The organism is Bacillus multifaciens, from assembly GCF_030756675.1.
In the GTDB taxonomy this organism is placed as follows: domain Bacteria; phylum Bacillota; class Bacilli; order Bacillales; family Bacillaceae_G; genus Bacillus_A; species Bacillus_A multifaciens.
This window is the reverse complement of sequence record NZ_JAVBXD010000023.1, coordinates 57877-77245: the sequence shown is the minus strand read 5'-3', so window position 1 is coordinate 77245 and position 19369 is coordinate 57877. Positions and strand designations below refer to the sequence as shown.

The following is a 19369-nucleotide window of genomic DNA, read 5'->3' as shown; positions in this document are numbered from 1 at the left end:
GCAAAATGTTATCCGGTATTAGCCCCGGTTTCCCGGAGTTATCCCAGTCTTATAGGTAGGTTACCCACGTGTTACTCACCCGTCCGCCGCTAACTTCTTAAGAGCAAGCTCTTAATCGGTTCGCTCGACTTGCATGTATTAGGCACGCCGCCAGCGTTCATCCTGAGCCAGGATCAAACTCTCCAATAAAAGTGTTTGTCTAGCATCATAAATAAAAATTGACGTTTCACGTTGTTTGTTTCGTTCAGTTTTCAAAGAACTCAAGAGCGGGTGAAGAGAATCGAACTCTCGACCAGAGCTTGGAAGGCTCTTGTTTTACCACTAAACTACACCCGCGTGGTCGGGAAGACAGGATTCGAACCTGCGACCCCCTGGTCCCAAACCAGGTGCTCTACCAAGCTGAGCCACTTCCCGTAAATGGCGCGCCCGAGAGGACTCGAACCCCTAACCTTTTGATCCGTAGTCAAACGCTCTATCCAATTGAGCTACGGGCGCTTAATGTATGTTGTTTGTTTTTTGCGACTTTATTAATATACCATGTCAGTAAGATTAATGCAAGTGCTTTTTTTATTTCTTTTTTTGGTGCGGCCGAGAGGACTTGAACCTCCACGGGGTTGCCCCCACTAGGCCCTCAACCTAGCGCGTCTGCCATTCCGCCACGACCGCATATGCGGGTGAAGGGAGTCGAACCCCCACGCCAAAGGCGCCAGATCCTAAGTCTGGTGCGTCTGCCAATTCCGCCACACCCGCGGAAATTAAAATAAATGGTGAGCCATGAAGGACTCGAACCTTCGACCCTCTGATTAAAAGTCAGATGCTCTACCAACTGAGCTAATGGCTCTTAAATGGCTGGGCTAGCTGGATTCGAACCAGCGCATGACGGAGTCAAAGTCCGTTGCCTTACCGCTTGGCTATAGCCCATTAATTTAAGAGAATGAAAAACATTTTTTCCATCCCTCTAACAAAAAAACAACTTCCATCTGTCAGAAGTTTAAATGGCGGTCCCGACCGGGGTCGAACCGGCGATCTCCTGCGTGACAGGCAGGCATGTTAACCACTACACCACGGGACCATTTGGTTGCGGGGACAGGATTTGAACCTGCGACCTTCGGGTTATGAGCCCGACGAGCTACCGGACTGCTCCACCCCGCGATGATATTTATAAACTTATATGGTGGAGGATGACGGGATCGAACCGCCGACCCCCTGCTTGTAAGGCAGGTGCTCTCCCAGCTGAGCTAATCCTCCGAAGTGGTGACCCGTACGGGATTCGAACCCGTGTTACCGCCGTGAAAGGGCGGTGTCTTAACCACTTGACCAACGGGCCAAAATTATGGCAGAGAAGAAGGGATTCGAACCCTCGCACCGCTTACGCGATCTACTCCCTTAGCAGGGGAGCCCCTTGAGCCACTTGGGTACTTCTCTATATTATATGGCTCCGCAGGTAGGACTCGAACCTACGACCGATCGGTTAACAGCCGATAGCTCTACCACTGAGCTACTGCGGAATATTGAAGACAATTTATATCTTATAAAAATTTATTTTCTAAGTCAAGCGCTTCCTACAATATTCTGTAGTGACGTGACATGTTTATACTATACTGGATTGTTTTTTTAGTGTCAAGGAGTTTTTAAACCTGCTTTAATTTCCCTTTACACCTTCCACATACATACCGAACTGTATTCACTTTGCGTCTTCTTACATATTGAAGATGACACGTTATACACTCATACACATATTGTTTTATCTCCACTTTTCTCCCTGCAATTCTTTTACAAAAACGCGGTGCATTTACACGCTTTAATAATTCACGAAAGTCTTTGTCCCGATGTTGATACCCTTTCCCCATAAGATGCAAATGATAATGACATAACTCATGTTTAATTACTTCAATCAATTCCTTTTCCCCATACGCTACATAATAATGATAATTTAGTTCTATATTATGAGTACTTAGTATATACCGCCCACCTGTCGTACGTAACCGTTTATTAAACGTTGCCTTATGTAAAAATAGTCTCGCAAAATATTTTATCGATACTTCCTCCACCAATCTCTGAATATCTCCTTCATGCATCCTTATCTCTCCTACTCATTAAAATAAATCTACACGTCTTGTTTGTCTCATGCATACATTAAATAGTACATATACCCATCCTCACTTCTGTAAAAGGAGGGATTCATATGCCAGCATGGCTTCGCAAACAAATGCGGCGTGCTTATTATGAAAAAAACCGCTATCAAATCAAATTACTTAACGAATGCTGGTTTTTTTATAAAAAAAAGCAACATTCCTAATAAACAAAGGGAATGGATTACTATTCCACTCCCTTTTCATTCAACTAACAATAAATTTATCCATGGGCGTGGCACCCAATCATTTATTTTTTCAATCCTCTAACGGTAACATTGATAAGGCAACGCGTCCTTTTTTCATATCAACCGCATCAACCCACACTTTTACAATTTGTCCAACAGACACAATATCTAATGGATGTTTTACAAACTGCTTACTCATTTTCGAAATATGAACTAGTCCATCTTGTTTTACACCGACATCAACAAAAGCACCAAAATCAACAACATTTCGAACTGTACCTTCCAATTCCATACCGCGTTTTAAATCTTCTAGTTTTAAGATACCTTTTTTAAGAAGCGGCTTTGGTAATTCATCACGTAGGTCTCGCTCTGGACGAATAAGGGCATCAATAATATCTCGCAACGTAGGTTCACCAATGTTTGTTTGCTCTGATAACGAAGAAATCTCTACTTCCTCTAAGCGCTTTTGCAAATGAGGTTGTCCAACGTCTGTAATAGATAATCCTAAACTTTTCAATAACAATTCCACATTCTTATATTGCTCTGGATGAATGCCTGTTCGATCAAGCGGATTCTCACCTTCTAAAACTCGTAAAAATCCGATGCATTGTTCATATGTCTTCGCACCTAATCGCGGTATATCTTTCAGTTCAGCACGTTTTGTAAACTTCCCGCTCTCTTCACGTTTTTTTACAATGTTTTTCGCAACTGTTTTCGATAAACCAGAAACATATTGTAATAAGGAAACAGAAGCAGTATTTACATTCACCCCAACTTGGTTTACAGCTGTTTCAACAACAAATGTTAATGATTCATTCAATCGTTTTTGCGATACATCATGTTGGTATTGCCCTACCCCAACAGACTTCGGATCAATCTTTACTAATTCCGCAAGCGGATCCTGCAAACGTCTTCCAATAGAAACTGCGCTTCTTTCTTCAACTTGCAAATTCGGAAACTCTTCTCTCGCTAATTCTGATGCGGAATACACACTTGCCCCTGCTTCATTGACAATAATATAAAACACGTCATGCACAGCCGCTTGTAGCACATCTACTACAAATTCTTCCGTTTCACGAGAAGCCGTACCATTTCCAATTGCAATTACTTCTACTTCATACTTTTCTAAAATTGAAATACACTTCTTTTTCGCTTCTTCATATTTCCGAACAGGCGGATGCGGATAGATAACATCGATATGAAGCACTTTCCCCGTATCATCTACAACTGACAGTTTACATCCTGTACGATAAGCTGGATCTACAGCCAATACTACTTTCCCCTTCATCGGCGGTTGTAACAATAAATTCCGTAAGTTCTCTGAAAAAATATGAATTGCTTGTTCTTCCGCTGTTTCCGTTAGCTCTTTACGAATCTCCCTTTCAATAGACGGTTGAATTAAACGCTTATAACCATCTTCCATCGCTTCTTGTACATAAGAAGTACTTGATGCATATGAATTCTGAATTACTTTTTTATGTAGAAATTGAAGAATGTCTTCAACTGGAGGAACAATTGTTATTTTTAAAATCTCTTCTTTTTCACCACGATTCATAGCCAATACACGGTGCGGAACAACCTTTTGGAGCGGCTCTTCATAGCTGTAATACATTTCATATACATTCTTTTCGTCTTTTTCTTCATCTTTTACAACTGCTGAAATTGTCCCTTTTCTAAAGGTAGTATTGCGAATCCAACTACGATAAGATGCTTCATCAGACACATATTCCGCAATAATGTCTTTGGCCCCTTGCAGTGCTTCTTCTGGCGACTGAACTTCTTTCTCCTCGTTTACGAACACTTTTGCTTTTTCTAACACATCATCCTCCGCAAACGTTAATAGCCAATCTGCCAAAGGTTCTAATCCCTTCTCTTTCGCAATTGTCGCTTTTGTTCTTCGTTTTTCTTTATATGGACGATATAAATCCTCAATCTCTTGTAGTTTTGTTGCAGATGTAATGTTACGACGTAATTCTTCTGTAAGCTTTCCCTTTTCATGAATTAAACGCAACACTTCTTCTTTACGATTTTCAAGCTGAGTGATATATTGCCATCTTTCTAAAATCGAGCGAATCTGCACTTCGTCTAATGAGTTTGTCCATTCTTTTCGATAACGAGCAATAAAAGGAACTGTATTCCCTTCCTCTGTTAACTCAATAACATGACGAACTTGCTTCTCTGAAAAATTCAATTCTTTCGCTAACATTTTCATTAACCCTTGACGGTTATCTACCATTTCCATTTGCAACAAAACCTCCTTCAATAATAAAAAAAGTTGCTCTTACAAGAGAGCAACTTCAACGTTGAACTAAAAATCTATCAGTCCTAAACTAATTTGCAGAGCTTCATCTACACGATTCATCATCAGATCGTCTAACTGAGTGATTTTGTCCGTTAAGCGCTGCTTATCGATTGTTCGAATCTGTTCGAGCAAGATAACCGAATCTCTCTCAAATCCATACTTTTTTGCATCGATTTCCACATGGGTGGGCAATTTTGCTTTCTGAATCTGTGCAGTAATGGCCGCCACAATTACGGTAGGACTAAAGCGATTCCCAATGTCATTTTGAATGACAAGAACCGGACGAACGCCTCCTTGCTCAGAACCAACAACTGGGGAAAGGTCTGCAAAATACACGTCGCCGCGTTTTACAATCAAAAGATTACCCCCCGCTAACTAAGCGTTCTACTGTATGAGCTGCTTCATACTCTGCTAAGAAAGCTTCAGATGCAATACCAAGATTAATTTTTCCCATTTCAATGTACCCACGTCTCATTGATTCATGCTGGTAGCGCTTCTTCGTTTTATGTTGGCGCAATAGCAATTGTGTTGCCTGGCAAATAAGTTCATGGCGATTCTTATTCTCTTGTTTTCCAATTCCGTCTAATTCTGTTACCACTTGTTTTGGCAACCGAACAACAATTTCAGTAGTTACACTTGATTCGGACACAAAAATACACCTCCACCGTCAACTACACACACATATATGACACCTATTGTAATAATACCATTGTATAGGGCCTGTTGCAAAGACTTCCTAAATGTCTTGTTTTATGTTTTCCAACTTGGAAATAAAACATTCATTTCCATGTATTTTTCTTTGTTATTCTTCTAAAACGAGTTTCTCAAATTGCCATCTAGTAAAAAATATTATGATAAACGTGCATTTAAACTTCGGAAGCCCCTCTTATATATCATGCAAATAATTTACCACCTCTACAACTTTTCCATTTTTCACATATACGCGCGGAACACGAAACTCAATTGTTGCAATCACTTCATAATGAATTGTCCCTAAATACTCCGCAACCTCTGTAGCACTAATATACTGTTATAGTGACTTTTGTCCCAATCGGTACTTCACAAGGCACATGAAGCATTAACATATCCATTGTCATTCTCCCCACAATTGGCACTCTAATACCATTTACAAGAATTTCAAACCCTTGTAATCTCCGTAACCAACCATCAGCATATCCAACAAGAAACGCAGCAATCCATTCTTCTTTTTCCGTTCGATAAGTGGGCTATAGGCGATTTCTCCATCTAGAAAAAACACTTCCTTTATACGATATGCAAAGCTTATTCTTTTATATTCACTTTTTTCTCACCTTTATTTCATCAGATTACATAAAAGTTTTTATCAATACATGAAGACGAGCTAAAAAAACGTGGTGTACACTGTCGTCACCACGTCTTAGTCGTTTACTTTACTTGTTTCTGGGTCACAGAACGCGCTACCATTAATAATTCTTCTTGTTTCAAATCTTTTGATACAAGCATATACTCCACTCCATTATGTGACCATGTAACAGAATCCTTTGTTAATGCACCAATAGTGAAACCTAAATCAACAGGCTCACCACTCACACTTTGCGTTGCAATAGTTGGTGCTACTTTCGCCTTTTCCTGTATTAATGTAAAACTCTTCTTATTACCAGTATACGTAAGAATACTACGTTTTCCGTTATCTGCATTAAACTCTTTCTCTTCTTTTAAAGTCATACCTTGCGGTGTATCACTTGGATACAACACAGCAAATGGTTTTTCTTGTTGAGCTGTTGTTTGTATATCCACTTGTGCTCTAGACATATTTTGCTTCGTATCAAATGCACCTTTATCAAATTTCGCATCAAACTTTACTTTCGAAAAATCTACTTGCACAAGAACATTTTGATCGTTATCCATCAATTTCACTGAAACAGGCGATAAATCTTTTTTATTAAATGTAATTTGTTGTCTTGGCAACATATTTTGATGATGATAGTTCGTTTTTGTTTCAAACACATAATATTTGTCAGTTTTCTTAAACGAACGGTCCTTATCGTTCAAAATATCCCTGACAAGTGATTCATATAAATATGCTTGACTGCTATTTTGCGGCCAATCACTTTGAAAGCGAAAACTTTTATTTAAAGATGGAGTAAGAACAAACACGCCTTCATCATTTCGTAAAATAATTTGGCTTTGATCTTTCTTTGCGTTTTTTAAATTCACTCGGTAATACGATGGTTTATTATACCAAACTTCAACATCATACACCTGTGGTTCATTTCCTGTTTTAATCGATAGTTTCGCTTCTGCTTGATAGCTTTTCATGTCTTTTACTCTTTCATTCAAGTCTTGCACAACATCTTCTTTCTTCTTCTCCATGCAACCTGCTAACAGAAAAACGGTCAACAAACCCGCAATAAACAAAAATAGCCGCCTTTTCATACGTTCAGCCCCTTTGTCTCAATAAGTAAGTGGAAGAAAGCCTCTTCCTTAACGCTACTCAAATATATGAGACAAAGAGGTGAAATATGCAGACTAGCTTGACGAGCTTTCTAAAACAACCTGCGCTACCGCAAACTCTCGGCTATGGCTAATCGAAAGATGAATCGTATGATTTGTATTGGCAAGTAAAATAGGTTTTCCTCTTTCATCATTCACAATTTCAATATGTAAAAAACTAACCTCTTTTCCAATTCCAGTACCAAGCGATTTCGAATACGCTTCTTTCGCCGCAAAGCGCCCTGCGACAAATTCACTACGTCTTTTCCCTTTTAACGCGTATGCCACCTGGCGCTCGTTTTCCGTTAAAATACGCTCTATAAATTTCGGTTGCCCTTCTATCATCTTTTCAATTCTTTCAATTTCAATAATATCGATTCCAACTCCTACAATCATATCCTGCCGTTCCTTCCTTCTATTTTCTTTCTCACTTTCATATTGTAAGAATAACAGACAATACGCTAACAGCAAAAGGAGTGTAAATATGAATACTCCATTAAAATACTCATTCTCTTCTTTTCCGCCAGTTACTACGGCACTACTTTTTATACAACTTGTTTTACTATCATTAGGGAAACTCTCTATCGGAATCGCCTGTAACGAATGTATAGCTGAAGGAGAATGGTGGCGACTCATTTCTTCATTATTTGTTCATACAACATTTTCTCATTTTCTATCCAATAGCATCTGCTTCTTTACGCTTGGATTTTCATTAGAAAAACAACTGCATAGCATTCGATTTTTATTTGTGTTTCTTACGTCTGGAATTACCGGAAATATCGCCTCTTACTTTCTCTTTCCAATCCACTATACTCATACAGGGGCTTCCGGTGCTATTTTCGGACTATTAGGAGTGCAGCTTTACCTATTCTATATGCAATTTCAGCCAACTAGAAGAAAAGAAATTCTTCTCTTTGTTATCATTTTATGTATTCTCCTTGCATTTACATTTTTCGATACAACAACAAATTCAATTAGCCACCTAGTCGGATTACTTACAGGAGCTTGTTTAGGACCATTATTCATAAAAAAAACAGATGGTGCATAAGCTTATTTCACCCAAAAGCTTGCACCATCTATTATCTCTATCCCCGCCTTATCAGTCATATCTCTCATCAACTGCAAAAGCGATTCATCTTTTTGTTTCGCCTCTATCATACAGTGTATTTCCGGAACACTTCCTTTTATATGTCGCAAAAAAGAAACGAAAGAATCAGAATCAATAAAATCGGCATGCGCCCGCGGATTCTTCCCTTCTCGCGGACTCGAAATATGCATTTTAATCGGCAAAGGGGATTGCTCCCACGTTTGCACAACACGTTCCCAGTGGCTTTCCCACTCTTCTAAATCATGATTCATCATATGATGATGTAAATCAAAAACGACCGGAATCCCAAGTTTTTCTCCTAAGTACAGCGTCTCTTTTAAAGAAAATGTAGTGTCATCATTTTCTAGCATAATCATCTTTTGAATCCCAGCTGGAACAAGCGACCAGTTTTCAATAAATTTTTCTAGCGCTTGTTCTTTATTCCCATATGCACCACCAACATGCAAAACACAACGATGCGTTCTATCGATTCCCATTCCCTGCAGCAACTTCCCATGCATCTGTAATGTTTTTAGCGACTGCTTTACAACAGGTGGACGCAATGAATTTAAAACAACAAAATGATCTGGATGAAAGTCAATTCGCATCCGTTTTTGTCTTGCGTATTCTCCAATTTTCCGTAAATTTTCTTGCAAAGGTTTTATATAGTCCCATTCTAACAACGCCTCATGGTTTGCCAGAGGAATTAATTTCGAACTTAAACGAAAGAATGAAATATCATGTCCATAATTATGTTTTAACAACCGTAAACAATTCTCCAAATTAGAATTAGAAATCCTCTCTAAATTTTTGATTGCTGCTTCTCTGTCTTGCATTCGCTGAAACTTCGCATACGTCATTGTTTGTGAAGGAGAAGCATTTTTGACACGCACACTCATCGCAACATACCCAAGCTTTACGAGCATTCCATTTCCTCTTTTCCGATACAAGTTTCTATGTAGTATACCCAAATAAAGATACAAAAAAAGACAGCCTCTCGAAAAAGGCTGTCTTTTTTCTATATATTTAGTTAGATTGTGGTTTACGGCCTGTATGCTTTCTTTCTCCGCCGCGTCCTCTAGGAGCTCCAGAACGACCCTCGCGACCTTCGCGTCCTTGACCTTCTCCTTTACGACCACCACGATTACGGTTGCCATCACGGTTACGGCCACCTTCACGATTACGGTTGCCTTCGCGGTTACCATCACGATAACCACCTCTTCCGTTGCCGTTTCCGCTTCCGTTTCCGTTTCTCTTTCTAGAACGATCTTTTGAAACTACCGGCGGTTCTGATGTTAAAGAAACTGGCGTTGCGTCCGGCTCTTTTGTCATCATTTTTAAAGCAGCAGCTACAACCGCTACAGAATCATGCTCTTCTAATAACTCTTCCGCAATACGTTTGTAGTATGATAAGTTTTCACTTTCGATCGTACTTTGAAGTTTTTCAGCAATCAAACGTTGTTGTCCTTCTAAAGCTTCATCTAATGTTGGTGGATTCATACGATCCATTTTACGTTTTGTTGTACGCTCAATATTCTTTAATTGTCCTGTTTCACGCGGTGTTACAAACAACATTGCAAGACCTGTTTTACCTGCACGACCTGTACGACCAATACGGTGTACGTATGATTCAGGGTCTTGTGGGATATCAAAGTTATATACGTGTGTTACACCTGAAATATCAAGCCCACGTGCTGCTACATCTGTCGCAACAAGAACTTCGATTGAACCTTCTTTAAATTTACGTAATACAGAAAGACGCTTCGCTTGTGTTAAATCACCATGAATTCCTTCTGCTGCATAGCCACGTAAGTTTAATGCTTCTGATAATTCATCAACACGGCGCTTTGTACGACCGAATACGATTGCAAGCTCTGGAGATTGAATATCTAATAAACGTGTTAACACGTCAAATTTCTTTTTCTCTTGCACTTCTACATAGAACTGCTGAATGTTTGGCATAGTTACTTCTTTCGCTTTAACCTTAATATGTTTAGGTTCGCTCATGAAGCGTTCCGCAATGCGACGGATTGGGTCTGGCATTGTTGCTGAGAATAATAATGTTTGGTGTGTTTCAGGCACATCCGTTAAAATCGCTTCAATATCTTCAATGAAGCCCATATTTAACATTTCATCCGCTTCATCAAGAACAACTGTCTCTACGTTTTGCAGACGAAGTGTTTTACGTTTAATATGATCTAAAATACGTCCTGGTGTACCCACAATAATGTGTGGACCTTTTTTCAACGCACGAATTTGACGGTTAATATCTTGACCGCCATAGATTGGTAAAATGCGCACACGCTTATGTTGACCAATTTTGTATAGCTCTTCACCTACTTGAATTGCTAATTCACGAGTTGGTGCGATAACGATACCTTGAACTGTATCTTGGCGTGTATTTACTTTTTCTAATAGTGGTAATCCAAATGCAGCTGTTTTCCCTGTACCCGTTTGAGCTTGACCAATGATGTCTACACCTTGTAAGGCTACTGGAATTGTTTCTGCCTGAATTGGTGTTGCCTCTTCAAACCCCATGCTTTCAACAGACTGTAATAAAGAATTGCTTAATCCTAACTCTCGAAATGTTGTCAATTTTACTTCTCCTTTTCTATCTAAAATAGCCCAGATTATTCCTTCTTCTCATATTCACAGGATATCCAAGTAAGGTTGGGCTAAGTCTTCTTCAGACAAAATGCGTTATCAGCGCAAGATCGCCTGACAATTATAATAAAACTAGCTTTTGAAAAATGAATGTAACAAGTATACGCACCTTAAACATCCAAACGTAAAGCTAGACAAAAGTAGTCCCGAGACAAATTTATCCCGCTATTTCCGGGTAGTAAAACCCCATTTCAAACAATTATAACTTTCAAATGGCAGGAGTAATTATCCTAACTATTCACTCAAAAAAGACACTTTCCGTGTTTGCGGAAAATGCCCTTTCCCTGATGTTTACATAATATAAACGGGCCTACATTTATCACAAAAAACTCTACAACGTTATTACACCCTATCAATTATATGTTTTGTATGTGTAAAAAGCAAACCCAACTCTCACCATTATTTATATATAAATTTCGTCATCTTTATCCTAGATTTTGAATCCCTTTATTGTAAGGGGTTCCAATAACCAGGCAATAGAGTAGACTATATAGGACAACAAAACCCAAATTACTTGATCATCGTAATAATTTCCTCTAATTTCATACCACGAGATGCTTTTACTAATACAACGTCTTTCACATCAACGACTTCTTTTAAATCTTTAACGAGTTCTTCTTTATTGTCATAAGCCTTTACTCGCTCATTAGGAAAATTAATTTTTGCGCCTTCTGCCATTTGTTCCCCGAGCGTACCGTACGTAAACACATATGCAATACGAGCTGGATCAATTAGTTTTCCAACTTCATAATGAAATTGCACTTCTTGGTCACCAAGCTCCAACATATCGCCAAGAACGAGAATTTTTTTAGAAAATCCATTTAATTCATTCATTAAATGGAACGCTGCTTCCATCGCTGTCGGACTCGCGTTATATGCATCATTAATAATTGTTAACCCAGCATCCGTTTTTACAACTTCCATACGCATGCCTGTCATTTTCAAATTCACTAAACCTTGTTTCATTTCTTCCCACGTTACGCCAAAGAACTCAGCAACCGCCATTGATGCTAATGCGTTATATACATTATGTTTCCCAAGAACGGGCAAATAAAATACTACATCCTGCGCTTGATTCATTTTAAATTGTGTACCTATTGCTTCCAATTTTACAGAAACTGGGTAGTAATCATTTGCTCTTGCATCACCGAATGTAATTGTCTTTGCTGATAAATTCATGCCTGGTACACGTGTAGTTAGCAATGGCTCATCTCCGTTATAAACAAATACGCCATTATCTTGTAAACCTGTCACAATTTCTAACTTCGCTTCGGCAATTCCATCACGAGAGCCCAAATCCATTAAATGTGCTTCGCCAATATTTGTGATAATCGCTGCATCAGGACGAGCAAGCTTTGACAAAAATTCAATTTCACCACGGCTCGACATACCCATTTCTAATACAGCTATTTCTGTATCTTCTTCTAAATTTAAAATGGTCAACGGAAGTCCAATATGGTTATTGAAATTCCCTTCTGTTTTTTGCACTTTAAATTTTGCTCCCAGTAAACTTGTCACAATATCTTTTGTTGATGTTTTTCCGTTACTTCCTGTTACACCAACAACCTTCACATTTAACTGATCACGATAGTTTTTCGCTAATGTTTGTAATGCTTGTAATGTGTCTTCTACAAAAATAACTGGTACATTTTCTGGCGGGTTGGCCACACCTTTTTTCCATAGCGTTGCAACAGCACCATTTTCGATTGCTTTCCTCGCAAAAGTATGACCATCAAAACGTTCTCCTTGAATTGGAACATATAAATTTCCTTTTTCAATCTTTCTAGTATCAATGGAAACACCTTTTATCGCTACATCATGCCACTGCCCTGCTAAACTTGTTCCACATACCATTTGCTCAACTTGCTTCGCTGTTCGTTGTATCATACAAAAACACTCCTTACAAGGAAGAAACACTATTCATTTGAATAGTGCTTCTCCTTTCTTGTTAGATTGTATATTTAATTTTTTGTTTTTCTTCATGACGTTCAATCGCTAAGCGCACTAATTCTTGAATAAGCTCTGGGTACGCCAATCCTGTATTTTCCCATAACAGCGGGAACATACTAAACGGCGTGAATCCTGGCATTGTATTTACTTCATTAATAAATACATCACCATCTTTCGTTAAGAAGAAATCTGCTCGCGTTAATCCCGCACCGTCTAAAGATTGGAATGCACGAATCGCATACTCTTTAATCTTCTCATATTCCGCTTCCTTAATTTCAGCAGGAATAACCATCGCTGTATCGCCATCAATATATTTTGATTTATAATCATAGAATTCTTTTTTAGCTACGATTTCACCTACAACCGAACATTTCGGTTCATCATTTCCTAATACACCAACTTCCACTTCACGACCAACAATATTCTCTTCTACGATGATTTTACGATCGAATTGGAACGCTTCTTCAAATGCACTCTCTAACTCAGCACGATTTTTACACTTATTAATTCCAACGCTCGAACCAAGATTTGCTGGTTTCACGAAACATGGATAGCCTAATGTTTCTTCCACTTTTTCATACGCTTCTGTGCGATTTTTCTCCCAAACACTGCGAATGAACGAAACATATTTTGCTTGCGGTAAGCCCGCTTCTGCAAAAATATTTTTCATAACAACTTTATCCATACCAGCAGCCGATGCTAATACACCGTTCCCTACATATGGAATATTCATAAGTTCTAACAAACCTTGTACGGTTCCATCTTCACCATTTGGCCCATGTAATAACGGGAAAATTACATCGATGGCATTCTCTTTATCAGAAGCTGACATCGGGATAATCTCTGAACTTAATGATAAAGGAGAAATTGCGTTCTCTTCTCCGTTCAGTTGCAACGCTTGAACGCTGTTTACTTCACCTTCAATACGCTCACCGCGAACCCATTGTCCTTGTTCAGTAATATAAATTGGATGAACCTCAAATTTTTCTTGATCTAACGCTTTACTAACAGCAAGAGCCGTTTGTAAAGAAACTTGATGCTCCGCTGATTTTCCACCATATAATAAACCTAATTTAATTTTCATAATGAAATCACCCTAATCGTTTGTTTTCATTTTTCTATTGTAGCACTTTTTACAAAAATAGATAGTTCCTATTTTCGTAAAAGGTGAAACTGTCCACAAATAGTAAGATAGCCGCGTCAACACAACAATTTCTCTAGTTATATACCTAATAATATGAGAAAAAGCATCTATTTGTGTATAATGAAAACCTTATCTCGTAAAAGCCCGATTGGTGAGGGATGCAGCCCCCATTGAGTAAAGTTTCACTTTATGACGTTTGCTTTACCATGTTGTCTTTTTGTCTTTGCTCTACAAGTCGATCTAATGATATGTAAACAAGTCCTGCTATCACACATCCGATTCCTAAAATCGTAAACAAAACGTGACCTAACAAACGATCAAGTAAAAAACCTCCAAGTAGCGGACCAAACGCATTACCTGTAATCCACTGTAAGCTAGCCGCTCCCATATACGTCCCTCGCAAGTGCTCTGGTGCTAAATTTGCTACAAACGTCATTTGGACAGGAGACATAACCATTTCTCCTAACGTATAAATCGCATATACAATTAATAGCGTAACAAGAACTACAGTAGCATTTGTTCCCATTCCGCCAAACCATTTCGGAAGCCATCCGATTGCAAGAAGACCGATCCCAAATAACCAAGCGCCATATAGCATCGTTTTTCCTACCGGTTTATCTGTCGCCCATTTCGAAATTTGAAATTGAAACAAAACCACCAAAAGCCCATTCATAGCCATTAAATAAGGAAATGGATTATTCATTCCAAATATCCCTTTCAATTCATTATCAAAATGAAGAGGAAGCATACCCTCTGTTTGGGAAAACCCCATCGAAATAACAATTCCCGCTAACAAATAAATGAGTAAAATTTTATCTTGCAACACAACTTTCCATACAGATTGTTTCGTCTCCCCTTCCTTATTCGTTTGTGTTATTGCACCTTTTGGCATTGTCTCTTGAATAAGTAGTAAAACGAGTAATGCATAAAATAGCATAGAAGATGACGCAATCATAAAAATAACCGTTTTAGAAAGCAATGCAACTGAAGCACCTAGAATCGGCCCAATTGCCGCTCCGATATTATGCCCCATTCGCAGCAAACCGTATGCTTCTGTTCGCTTTTCAGGTTCTGTTACATCAGCCACCATCGCAGAAGCTGCTGGATGGAACAATGAATTACTAAGTCCTAAACAAACGGATAGAACAGCATATGGTATAAACCCATCTATAAATAAGAACCCCAGCATTAAAATCGCATTACTAGCCATTGAAAATATCATAATTGGCTTTCTTCCATAAATATCGGCAATTCGGCCACCTATAAGAGAACCAAAACTTGCCGCAATTGGAGACAGCGCCATAATAATTCCCACTTGTAGCAGTGAATCTACTTTATCTTTTAAATATAATGCAAAAAATGGCATTAACATCATCATTGCGATTCCGTTTAACGTTTCTCCAATAAATCGAATCCAAACATTACGATCCATCTGCTTTAATTCTTGCCATGTTTTCTTCATATTCCCCCTCCTTTACCCTCACTACTTTTAACCAGCAAACACCCAAAATTTTACTTTAGCGACCATTTTTTATCTTATATCATTTTTAGAAAAATGTAAATTTTCAAAAATAAAAAGCCGTTCTTTTTCTACGAACGGCTTTTAACTTTATAGATTTACGGTTTTTTTATCAACAGATTCTTTGTGTAACCTACTATTCTTTCTGCTATATAGGAAGTAAACCCCTATTCCAATTACCATCCAAACCCCAAAGCTTTTCCATGTAATTGCTGGTAATTGAAGCATTAAATATAAACAGAAGATCACTGTTAATGCTGGTAAAACTGGCACAAGCGGCGCTTTAAATGCACGAGGTAAATCCGGATGTGTTTTGCGCATTACAATAACCGCAACTGCTACAAGTGCGAACGCAGATAGAGTTCCGATATTGACAAGGTGAGCTAACACACTTAAGTCAACAAGTCCTGAAATAAGCGCTGCTACAATACCTGTTATCCATGTATTTAAAAATGGTGTTTTAAACTTCGGATGTACTTTCGCAAAACGGTTCGGTAATAAACCGTCACGACTCATTGCATACGACACTCGGACTTGACCATACATCATAACTAACATAACCGTTGTAATCCCTGTAATAGCACCTACTGAAATAATGCCTGCTAAACCATCTTGTCCAATAAATTGAAGTGCAAATGCTACTGGATCTGAGATATTTAATTGTCCATACGGTACAATACCTGTCAAAATAAGCGAAACAACAATGTACAAAACGGTACAAATTAATAACGATGCTATAATACCAATCGGTAAATCACGCTGCGGACGTTTTACTTCTTCCGCCGCTGTTGAAACAGCATCAAAACCAATAAAAGCAAAGAATACTGTCGCTGCACCTACCATTACGCCATCAAAACCAAACGGCATAAATGGTGTCCAGTTTTCTGATTTTACATACTTAAACCCAGCAAAGATGAACAATAGTACAACGGTTAATTTAATAAATACCATAATATTATTTACGCGGGCACTTTCACGAACACCTCGTGATAAAAGAATCGTCATAATTAAAATAATACAAACAGCTGGTAAATCAATAATTCCACCTTTTCCTGCCCCAGGAGCAGAAGCTAAAATCGTTGGAATTTGAATTCCAAACCCCTTTAATAAAGACTGAAAGTAAGCGGACCATCCATTAGCAACAGCTGACGTTGCTAATAAGTACTCAAGCATTAAATCCCATCCAATTAAAAAGGCAAACACTTCTCCCATCGTTGCGTATGTATATGTATATACGCTACCGGATACCGGTACGCTAGAAGCAAATTCTGCATAGCAAAAGGCAGCAAAGGCACAAGCTAGCGCGGCTAACGCAAAAGATAAAATAATCGCAGGTCCAGAATGTTTCGCAGCAACTACCCCAGTCAAGACGAAAATACCTGTCCCAACAATTGCCCCTACCCCTAACATCGTTAAATCTAACGCTCCTAATGTTCGATCTAATTTCTTCTGACTTCCCTCTTGCAACAGTTGTGTAATCGGCTTTTTTTGAAAAATTTGCTTCATACTCAGCACCTCAACATTTATAATTTTCTGAAAATTTTAATATTTACATTCATTTTACTTATTTCACCTTTTTTCGTCAATAACTTAATGGGAAATTTGTCCTTTCACCACTATTTTGAATGATCCAAAGTAGTGCGGTTCGTTATTGTATTACTAATTAAAGTAAAATGAAAATCATAATAATGGTTTATTTTTCTATATTTTTATATCATTTTACAAATATTTTTGGTATTTTATATAAGTCGATTCCTTTATGAGCACAAGCACACCCATCAAATGAGTGTGCTTGTTGTTCTTTACATCTTATACGGTATATGTGCCTTGTTCTAGCCAGCTATACATGTATTGCTCATCTTCCATATCATGCGCATCTTTTATAACGCGTAATGGACGGAATGTATCAATCATAACCGCTAGTTCGATTGTTTCTTTTTTACCAAGGCTAGCCTCTGTTTTCCCAGGGTGCGGTCCATGTGGAATACCGCTTGGGTGAAGCGTAATAGACCCTTCCTCTACACCTTTTCTGCTCATAAAATTACCTTCTACATAATAGAGCACCTCATCACTATTTACATTGCTATGATAATACGGTGCCGGTATTGCTTCTGGATGATAATCATATAGACGCGGAACGAATGAGCAAACAACAAAGTTATGTCCCTCAAATGTTTGGTGCACTGGTGGCGGCTGATGAATGCGTCCTGTAATTGGCTCAAAATCCTCAATATTAAATACCCATGGATATAAATGTCCATCCCATCCAACAACATCTAAAGGATGATGCTGCAAAACATGTTTATGCATATATCCTCTAGATTTTGTCATCACAACAAATTCACCTTTTTCATCGTACGCTTCCAACGTCTCTGGACCACGAATATCACGCTCACAAAACGGACTATGTTCTAACAATTGTCCGTACTCATTGCGGTAATTACGAGGCGTTGTAATTTGACTATTCGCTTCAACAACGAGAAGTTTTGATTCTCCCGCTTCAGGGATTACCCGGTAAATCGTACCGATTGGAATGATAATATAATCTCCTTTTCGGTAATGAATCGTACCAAACATTGTTTCAATTTTTCCAGATCCGTAATGAACAAATAGCATTTCATCTCCATCGCCATTGCGATAAAAATAATCCATCTTTTCTGCCGGGTTTACAACTCCAATTAGTAAGTCTTCATTTCCTAATAGAAAATTCCTTCCGTTCACGGCATCTCCTATTTTTCTATATTCTCTCGTCCGAAAATGACGATGCGCTAACGCCACATCTTCTTCGTACTGCACACGACAAGACCGTGCTAAAGAAGCATGCCCAACTTCTGTTGGCATGTAGTGGTGATACAAAATAGATTGCGTACCAGAAAAACCTTTCGTCCCCATAACTTGCTCACGATAAAGCGTTCCGTCTTGTTTACGAAACTGTACATGTCGTTTACGAGGAAGTTCCCCCATGCGACGATAATACATGCTCATCCCCCGCTTCCTTTTCTGCTTTTACCGTATTACGCAATGTTCCCAAACTAGTAATTTTCAACTCTACCACATCGCCAGATTTCAGCCATCTCTCTGTTCCAAGTTCTAAAATACAGCCGCTTCCAACCGTACCAGAACCAAGTACATCTCCTGGATACAACGTAACACCTTGAGATGCTCGTTCAATCATTTCAGCAAACGTATAATAAATATCTTGAAAATTTCCTTTTGACCATTGTTCACCATTAATATGAGCTGTCATTTCTAAATTGTAACGATCCTCATTTCGATATACGTCTAACTCATCTTTCGTCACAATATACGGCCCAAGCGAGGTAGCAAAATCCTTTCCTTTTGCTGGTCCAAGTCCGACCTTCATTTCATGCGCTTGTAAATCTCTAGCGCTCCAATCATTCATAATACAATATCCGAAAATATATTCATGCGCTTGCTCGCGCGAAATATTTTTACCTTCTTTTCCAATGACACAAGCAATCTCTAATTCATAGTCAAGTTTCTTCGTTGCGCCTGGACAAACAATAGCTTCTTCCGGTCCAATAACAGCGCGATGATTCGTAAAATAGAAAACAGGAATATCATACCACTCTGGAACAATATCCAAACCGCGGTGGCCGCGCGCTGTCTTTACATGCTGTTCAAACGCATAAAAATCACGGATACTTCCCGGGTTTGGTAAAGGTGCACAAAGCTCTACATCCGTAATATGATAAATCCCTTTTTCTGGCGTACCAATCTTACTGATGATTTTCATATATTCATCGGATTTCTCTAAAAAAGAAATCATTGTGGACGGAAGTGCCCCATGGCTCGCTATATGCATATCAATAACTTTGTCACCTTCAAGCCAGCCAGCTCGCATTTCTTGTGAAGGAAGACGAAATGTAATAAACTTCATTATTTTCTCT

17 protein-coding genes, 13 tRNA genes, 1 rRNA gene and 1 pseudogene are annotated in these 19369 nt (G+C 38.7%); 2 read left to right on the top strand and 30 right to left on the bottom strand.

Translation table 11 applies throughout. The annotated features are described in order from the left end of the window. From Q9306_RS15340 to Q9306_RS15265, 16 genes are all read right to left on the bottom strand, one after another. Positions 1-189: ribosomal RNA gene (locus Q9306_RS15340) — 16S ribosomal RNA — on the bottom strand; the annotation flags it as partial. 76 nt (positions 190-265) lie between these two features. Next, positions 266-336, bottom strand: a tRNA-Gly gene (locus tag Q9306_RS15335). A 1-nt stretch (position 337) separates the two neighbouring features. Beyond that, positions 338-414 (bottom strand) — tRNA-Pro (locus tag Q9306_RS15330). 4 nt (positions 415-418) lie between these two features. Then, a tRNA-Arg gene (locus Q9306_RS15325) sits at positions 419-495 on the bottom strand. After that, complete coding sequence (locus tag Q9306_RS15320) at positions 473-610, bottom strand: hypothetical protein (protein WP_306199921.1); 138 nt, start codon at positions 608-610, stop codon at positions 473-475. Before Q9306_RS15320 ends, Q9306_RS15325 begins: the two co-directional genes overlap by 23 nt. Next, a tRNA-Leu gene (locus tag Q9306_RS15315) sits at positions 581-666 on the bottom strand. The genes Q9306_RS15320 and Q9306_RS15315 overlap by 30 nt, the downstream gene beginning before the upstream one ends. 3 nt (positions 667-669) lie before the next feature. Beyond that, a tRNA-Leu gene (locus Q9306_RS15310) sits at positions 670-750 on the bottom strand. Between the two features lie 15 nt (positions 751-765). Continuing rightward, positions 766-841: transfer RNA gene (locus Q9306_RS15305), tRNA-Lys, on the bottom strand. Positions 842-846: 5 nt separating this feature from the next. Next, a tRNA-Gln gene (locus tag Q9306_RS15300) sits at positions 847-921 on the bottom strand. A 75-nt stretch (positions 922-996) separates the two neighbouring features. Beyond that, positions 997-1072 (bottom strand) — tRNA-Asp (locus tag Q9306_RS15295). A 3-nt stretch (positions 1073-1075) separates the two neighbouring features. Continuing rightward, positions 1076-1152: transfer RNA gene (locus Q9306_RS15290), tRNA-Met, on the bottom strand. A 20-nt stretch (positions 1153-1172) separates the two neighbouring features. Further along, a tRNA-Val gene (locus Q9306_RS15285) sits at positions 1173-1248 on the bottom strand. Positions 1249-1252: 4 nt separating this feature from the next. Further along, positions 1253-1327, bottom strand: a tRNA-Glu gene (locus Q9306_RS15280). Positions 1328-1334: 7 nt separating this feature from the next. Further along, positions 1335-1425: transfer RNA gene (locus Q9306_RS15275), tRNA-Ser, on the bottom strand. 8 nt (positions 1426-1433) lie between these two features. After that, a tRNA-Asn gene (locus Q9306_RS15270) sits at positions 1434-1508 on the bottom strand. A gap of 123 nt (positions 1509-1631) precedes the next feature. Beyond that, the gene (locus tag Q9306_RS15265) at positions 1632-2078 is read right to left on the bottom strand and encodes a SprT family protein (RefSeq protein WP_306199918.1); all 447 of its coding nucleotides are present in this window, start codon (positions 2076-2078) and stop codon (positions 1632-1634) included. Positions 2079-2185: 107 nt separating this feature from the next. On the opposite strand from Q9306_RS15265, the gene cmpA reads away from it, so the two are divergent. Further along, entirely contained in the window at positions 2186-2299 is a 114-nt protein-coding gene (gene cmpA, locus Q9306_RS15260) for a cortex morphogenetic protein CmpA (RefSeq protein ID WP_251228537.1), read from the top strand. Positions 2300-2390: 91 nt separating this feature from the next. On the opposite strand, the gene Q9306_RS15255 is transcribed toward cmpA, so the two are convergent. The 6 genes and pseudogenes from Q9306_RS15255 to acpS form a co-directional block, all read right to left on the bottom strand. Continuing rightward, positions 2391-4562: a Tex family protein gene (locus Q9306_RS15255; protein WP_306199913.1), complete on the bottom strand. Its 2172-nt coding sequence runs from the start codon at positions 4560-4562 to the stop codon at positions 2391-2393. 66 nt (positions 4563-4628) lie between these two features. Continuing rightward, positions 4629-4979: a type II toxin-antitoxin system endoribonuclease NdoA gene (ndoA, locus tag Q9306_RS15250; RefSeq protein WP_020063273.1), complete on the bottom strand. Its 351-nt coding sequence runs from the start codon at positions 4977-4979 to the stop codon at positions 4629-4631. A gap of 4 nt (positions 4980-4983) precedes the next feature. Then, the gene (locus Q9306_RS15245) at positions 4984-5271 is read right to left on the bottom strand and encodes an antitoxin EndoAI (protein WP_000004571.1); all 288 of its coding nucleotides are present in this window, start codon (positions 5269-5271) and stop codon (positions 4984-4986) included. A gap of 237 nt (positions 5272-5508) precedes the next feature. Next, a pseudogene (locus Q9306_RS15240) lies at positions 5509-5845 on the bottom strand (alanine racemase C-terminal domain-containing protein); the annotation flags it as partial. Between the two features lie 181 nt (positions 5846-6026). Beyond that, on the bottom strand, positions 6027-7037 hold the full coding sequence (locus tag Q9306_RS15235) for a LolA family protein (RefSeq protein ID WP_489670932.1): 1011 nt from the start codon (positions 7035-7037) through the stop codon (positions 6027-6029). Positions 7038-7130: 93 nt separating this feature from the next. Continuing rightward, the gene (acpS, locus tag Q9306_RS15230) at positions 7131-7490 is read right to left on the bottom strand and encodes a holo-ACP synthase (RefSeq protein ID WP_306199897.1); all 360 of its coding nucleotides are present in this window, start codon (positions 7488-7490) and stop codon (positions 7131-7133) included. A gap of 88 nt (positions 7491-7578) precedes the next feature. Here acpS and Q9306_RS15225 point away from each other — a divergent pair, with 88 nt between their 5' ends. Beyond that, complete coding sequence (locus tag Q9306_RS15225; protein WP_306199894.1) at positions 7579-8142, top strand: rhomboid family intramembrane serine protease; 564 nt, start codon at positions 7579-7581, stop codon at positions 8140-8142. A gap of 2 nt (positions 8143-8144) precedes the next feature. Here the strand turns inward: Q9306_RS15225 and uvsE are convergent, their stop codons facing one another. The 8 genes from uvsE to Q9306_RS15185 all read right to left on the bottom strand — a co-directional run bounded on the left by uvsE (position 8145) and on the right by Q9306_RS15185 (position 19359). After that, a complete protein-coding gene (gene uvsE, locus Q9306_RS15220) occupies positions 8145-9107 on the bottom strand; it encodes a UV DNA damage repair endonuclease UvsE (RefSeq protein WP_306199891.1) in 963 nt (320 codons plus the stop codon). 100 nt (positions 9108-9207) lie between these two features. Continuing rightward, complete coding sequence (cshA, locus tag Q9306_RS15215) at positions 9208-10776, bottom strand: degradosome RNA helicase CshA (RefSeq protein ID WP_306199887.1); 1569 nt, start codon at positions 10774-10776, stop codon at positions 9208-9210. Between the two features lie 579 nt (positions 10777-11355). Continuing rightward, the gene (locus Q9306_RS15210) at positions 11356-12732 is read right to left on the bottom strand and encodes a UDP-N-acetylmuramoyl-tripeptide--D-alanyl-D-alanine ligase (protein ID WP_306199884.1); all 1377 of its coding nucleotides are present in this window, start codon (positions 12730-12732) and stop codon (positions 11356-11358) included. A gap of 61 nt (positions 12733-12793) precedes the next feature. Further along, positions 12794-13882, bottom strand: a complete 1089-nt coding sequence (locus Q9306_RS15205) for a D-alanine--D-alanine ligase (RefSeq protein WP_306199929.1) — start codon at positions 13880-13882, stop codon at positions 12794-12796. 244 nt (positions 13883-14126) lie between these two features. Beyond that, entirely contained in the window at positions 14127-15401 is a 1275-nt protein-coding gene (locus Q9306_RS15200; RefSeq protein ID WP_306199880.1) for an MDR family MFS transporter, read from the bottom strand. 147 nt (positions 15402-15548) lie between these two features. Continuing rightward, the gene (bcaP, locus tag Q9306_RS15195) at positions 15549-16964 is read right to left on the bottom strand and encodes a branched-chain amino acid transporter BcaP (protein ID WP_306199877.1); all 1416 of its coding nucleotides are present in this window, start codon (positions 16962-16964) and stop codon (positions 15549-15551) included. Positions 16965-17267: 303 nt separating this feature from the next. After that, positions 17268-18437, bottom strand: coding sequence for a homogentisate 1,2-dioxygenase (locus tag Q9306_RS15190; protein WP_306199875.1), 1170 nt, complete (start codon positions 18435-18437; stop codon positions 17268-17270). Continuing rightward, positions 18403-19359: a fumarylacetoacetate hydrolase family protein gene (locus Q9306_RS15185; protein WP_306199872.1), complete on the bottom strand. Its 957-nt coding sequence runs from the start codon at positions 19357-19359 to the stop codon at positions 18403-18405. Before Q9306_RS15185 ends, Q9306_RS15190 begins: the two co-directional genes overlap by 35 nt. Positions 19360-19369: the final 10 nt, after the last annotated feature.

Bases quoted from the DNA above. Each gene is read 5' to 3' on its own strand.
- cmpA (WP_251228537.1), top strand. From the start codon at position 2,186: ATGCCAGCATGGCTTCGCAAACAAATGCGGCGTGCTTATTATGAAAAA.
- Q9306_RS15225 (WP_306199894.1), top strand. From the start codon at position 7,579: ATGAATACTCCATTAAAATACTCATTCTCTTCTTTTCCGCCAGTTACT.
- acpS (WP_306199897.1), bottom strand. From the start codon at position 7,490: ATGATTGTAGGAGTTGGAATCGATATTATTGAAATTGAAAGAATTGAA.
- Q9306_RS15200 (WP_306199880.1), bottom strand. From the start codon at position 15,401: ATGAAGAAAACATGGCAAGAATTAAAGCAGATGGATCGTAATGTTTGG.
- uvsE (WP_306199891.1), bottom strand. From the start codon at position 9,107: ATGCTCGTAAAGCTTGGGTATGTTGCGATGAGTGTGCGTGTCAAAAAT.
- Q9306_RS15190 (WP_306199875.1), bottom strand. From the start codon at position 18,437: ATGTATTATCGTCGCATGGGGGAACTTCCTCGTAAACGACATGTACAG.
- Q9306_RS15265 (WP_306199918.1), bottom strand. From the start codon at position 2,078: ATGCATGAAGGAGATATTCAGAGATTGGTGGAGGAAGTATCGATAAAA.
- Q9306_RS15210 (WP_306199884.1), bottom strand. From the start codon at position 12,732: ATGATACAACGAACAGCGAAGCAAGTTGAGCAAATGGTATGTGGAACA.
- bcaP (WP_306199877.1), bottom strand. From the start codon at position 16,964: ATGAAGCAAATTTTTCAAAAAAAGCCGATTACACAACTGTTGCAAGAG.
- Q9306_RS15235 (WP_489670932.1), bottom strand. From the start codon at position 7,037: ATGAAAAGGCGGCTATTTTTGTTTATTGCGGGTTTGTTGACCGTTTTT.
- Q9306_RS15255 (WP_306199913.1), bottom strand. From the start codon at position 4,562: ATGGAAATGGTAGATAACCGTCAAGGGTTAATGAAAATGTTAGCGAAA.
- Q9306_RS15185 (WP_306199872.1), bottom strand. From the start codon at position 19,359: ATGAAGTTTATTACATTTCGTCTTCCTTCACAAGAAATGCGAGCTGGC.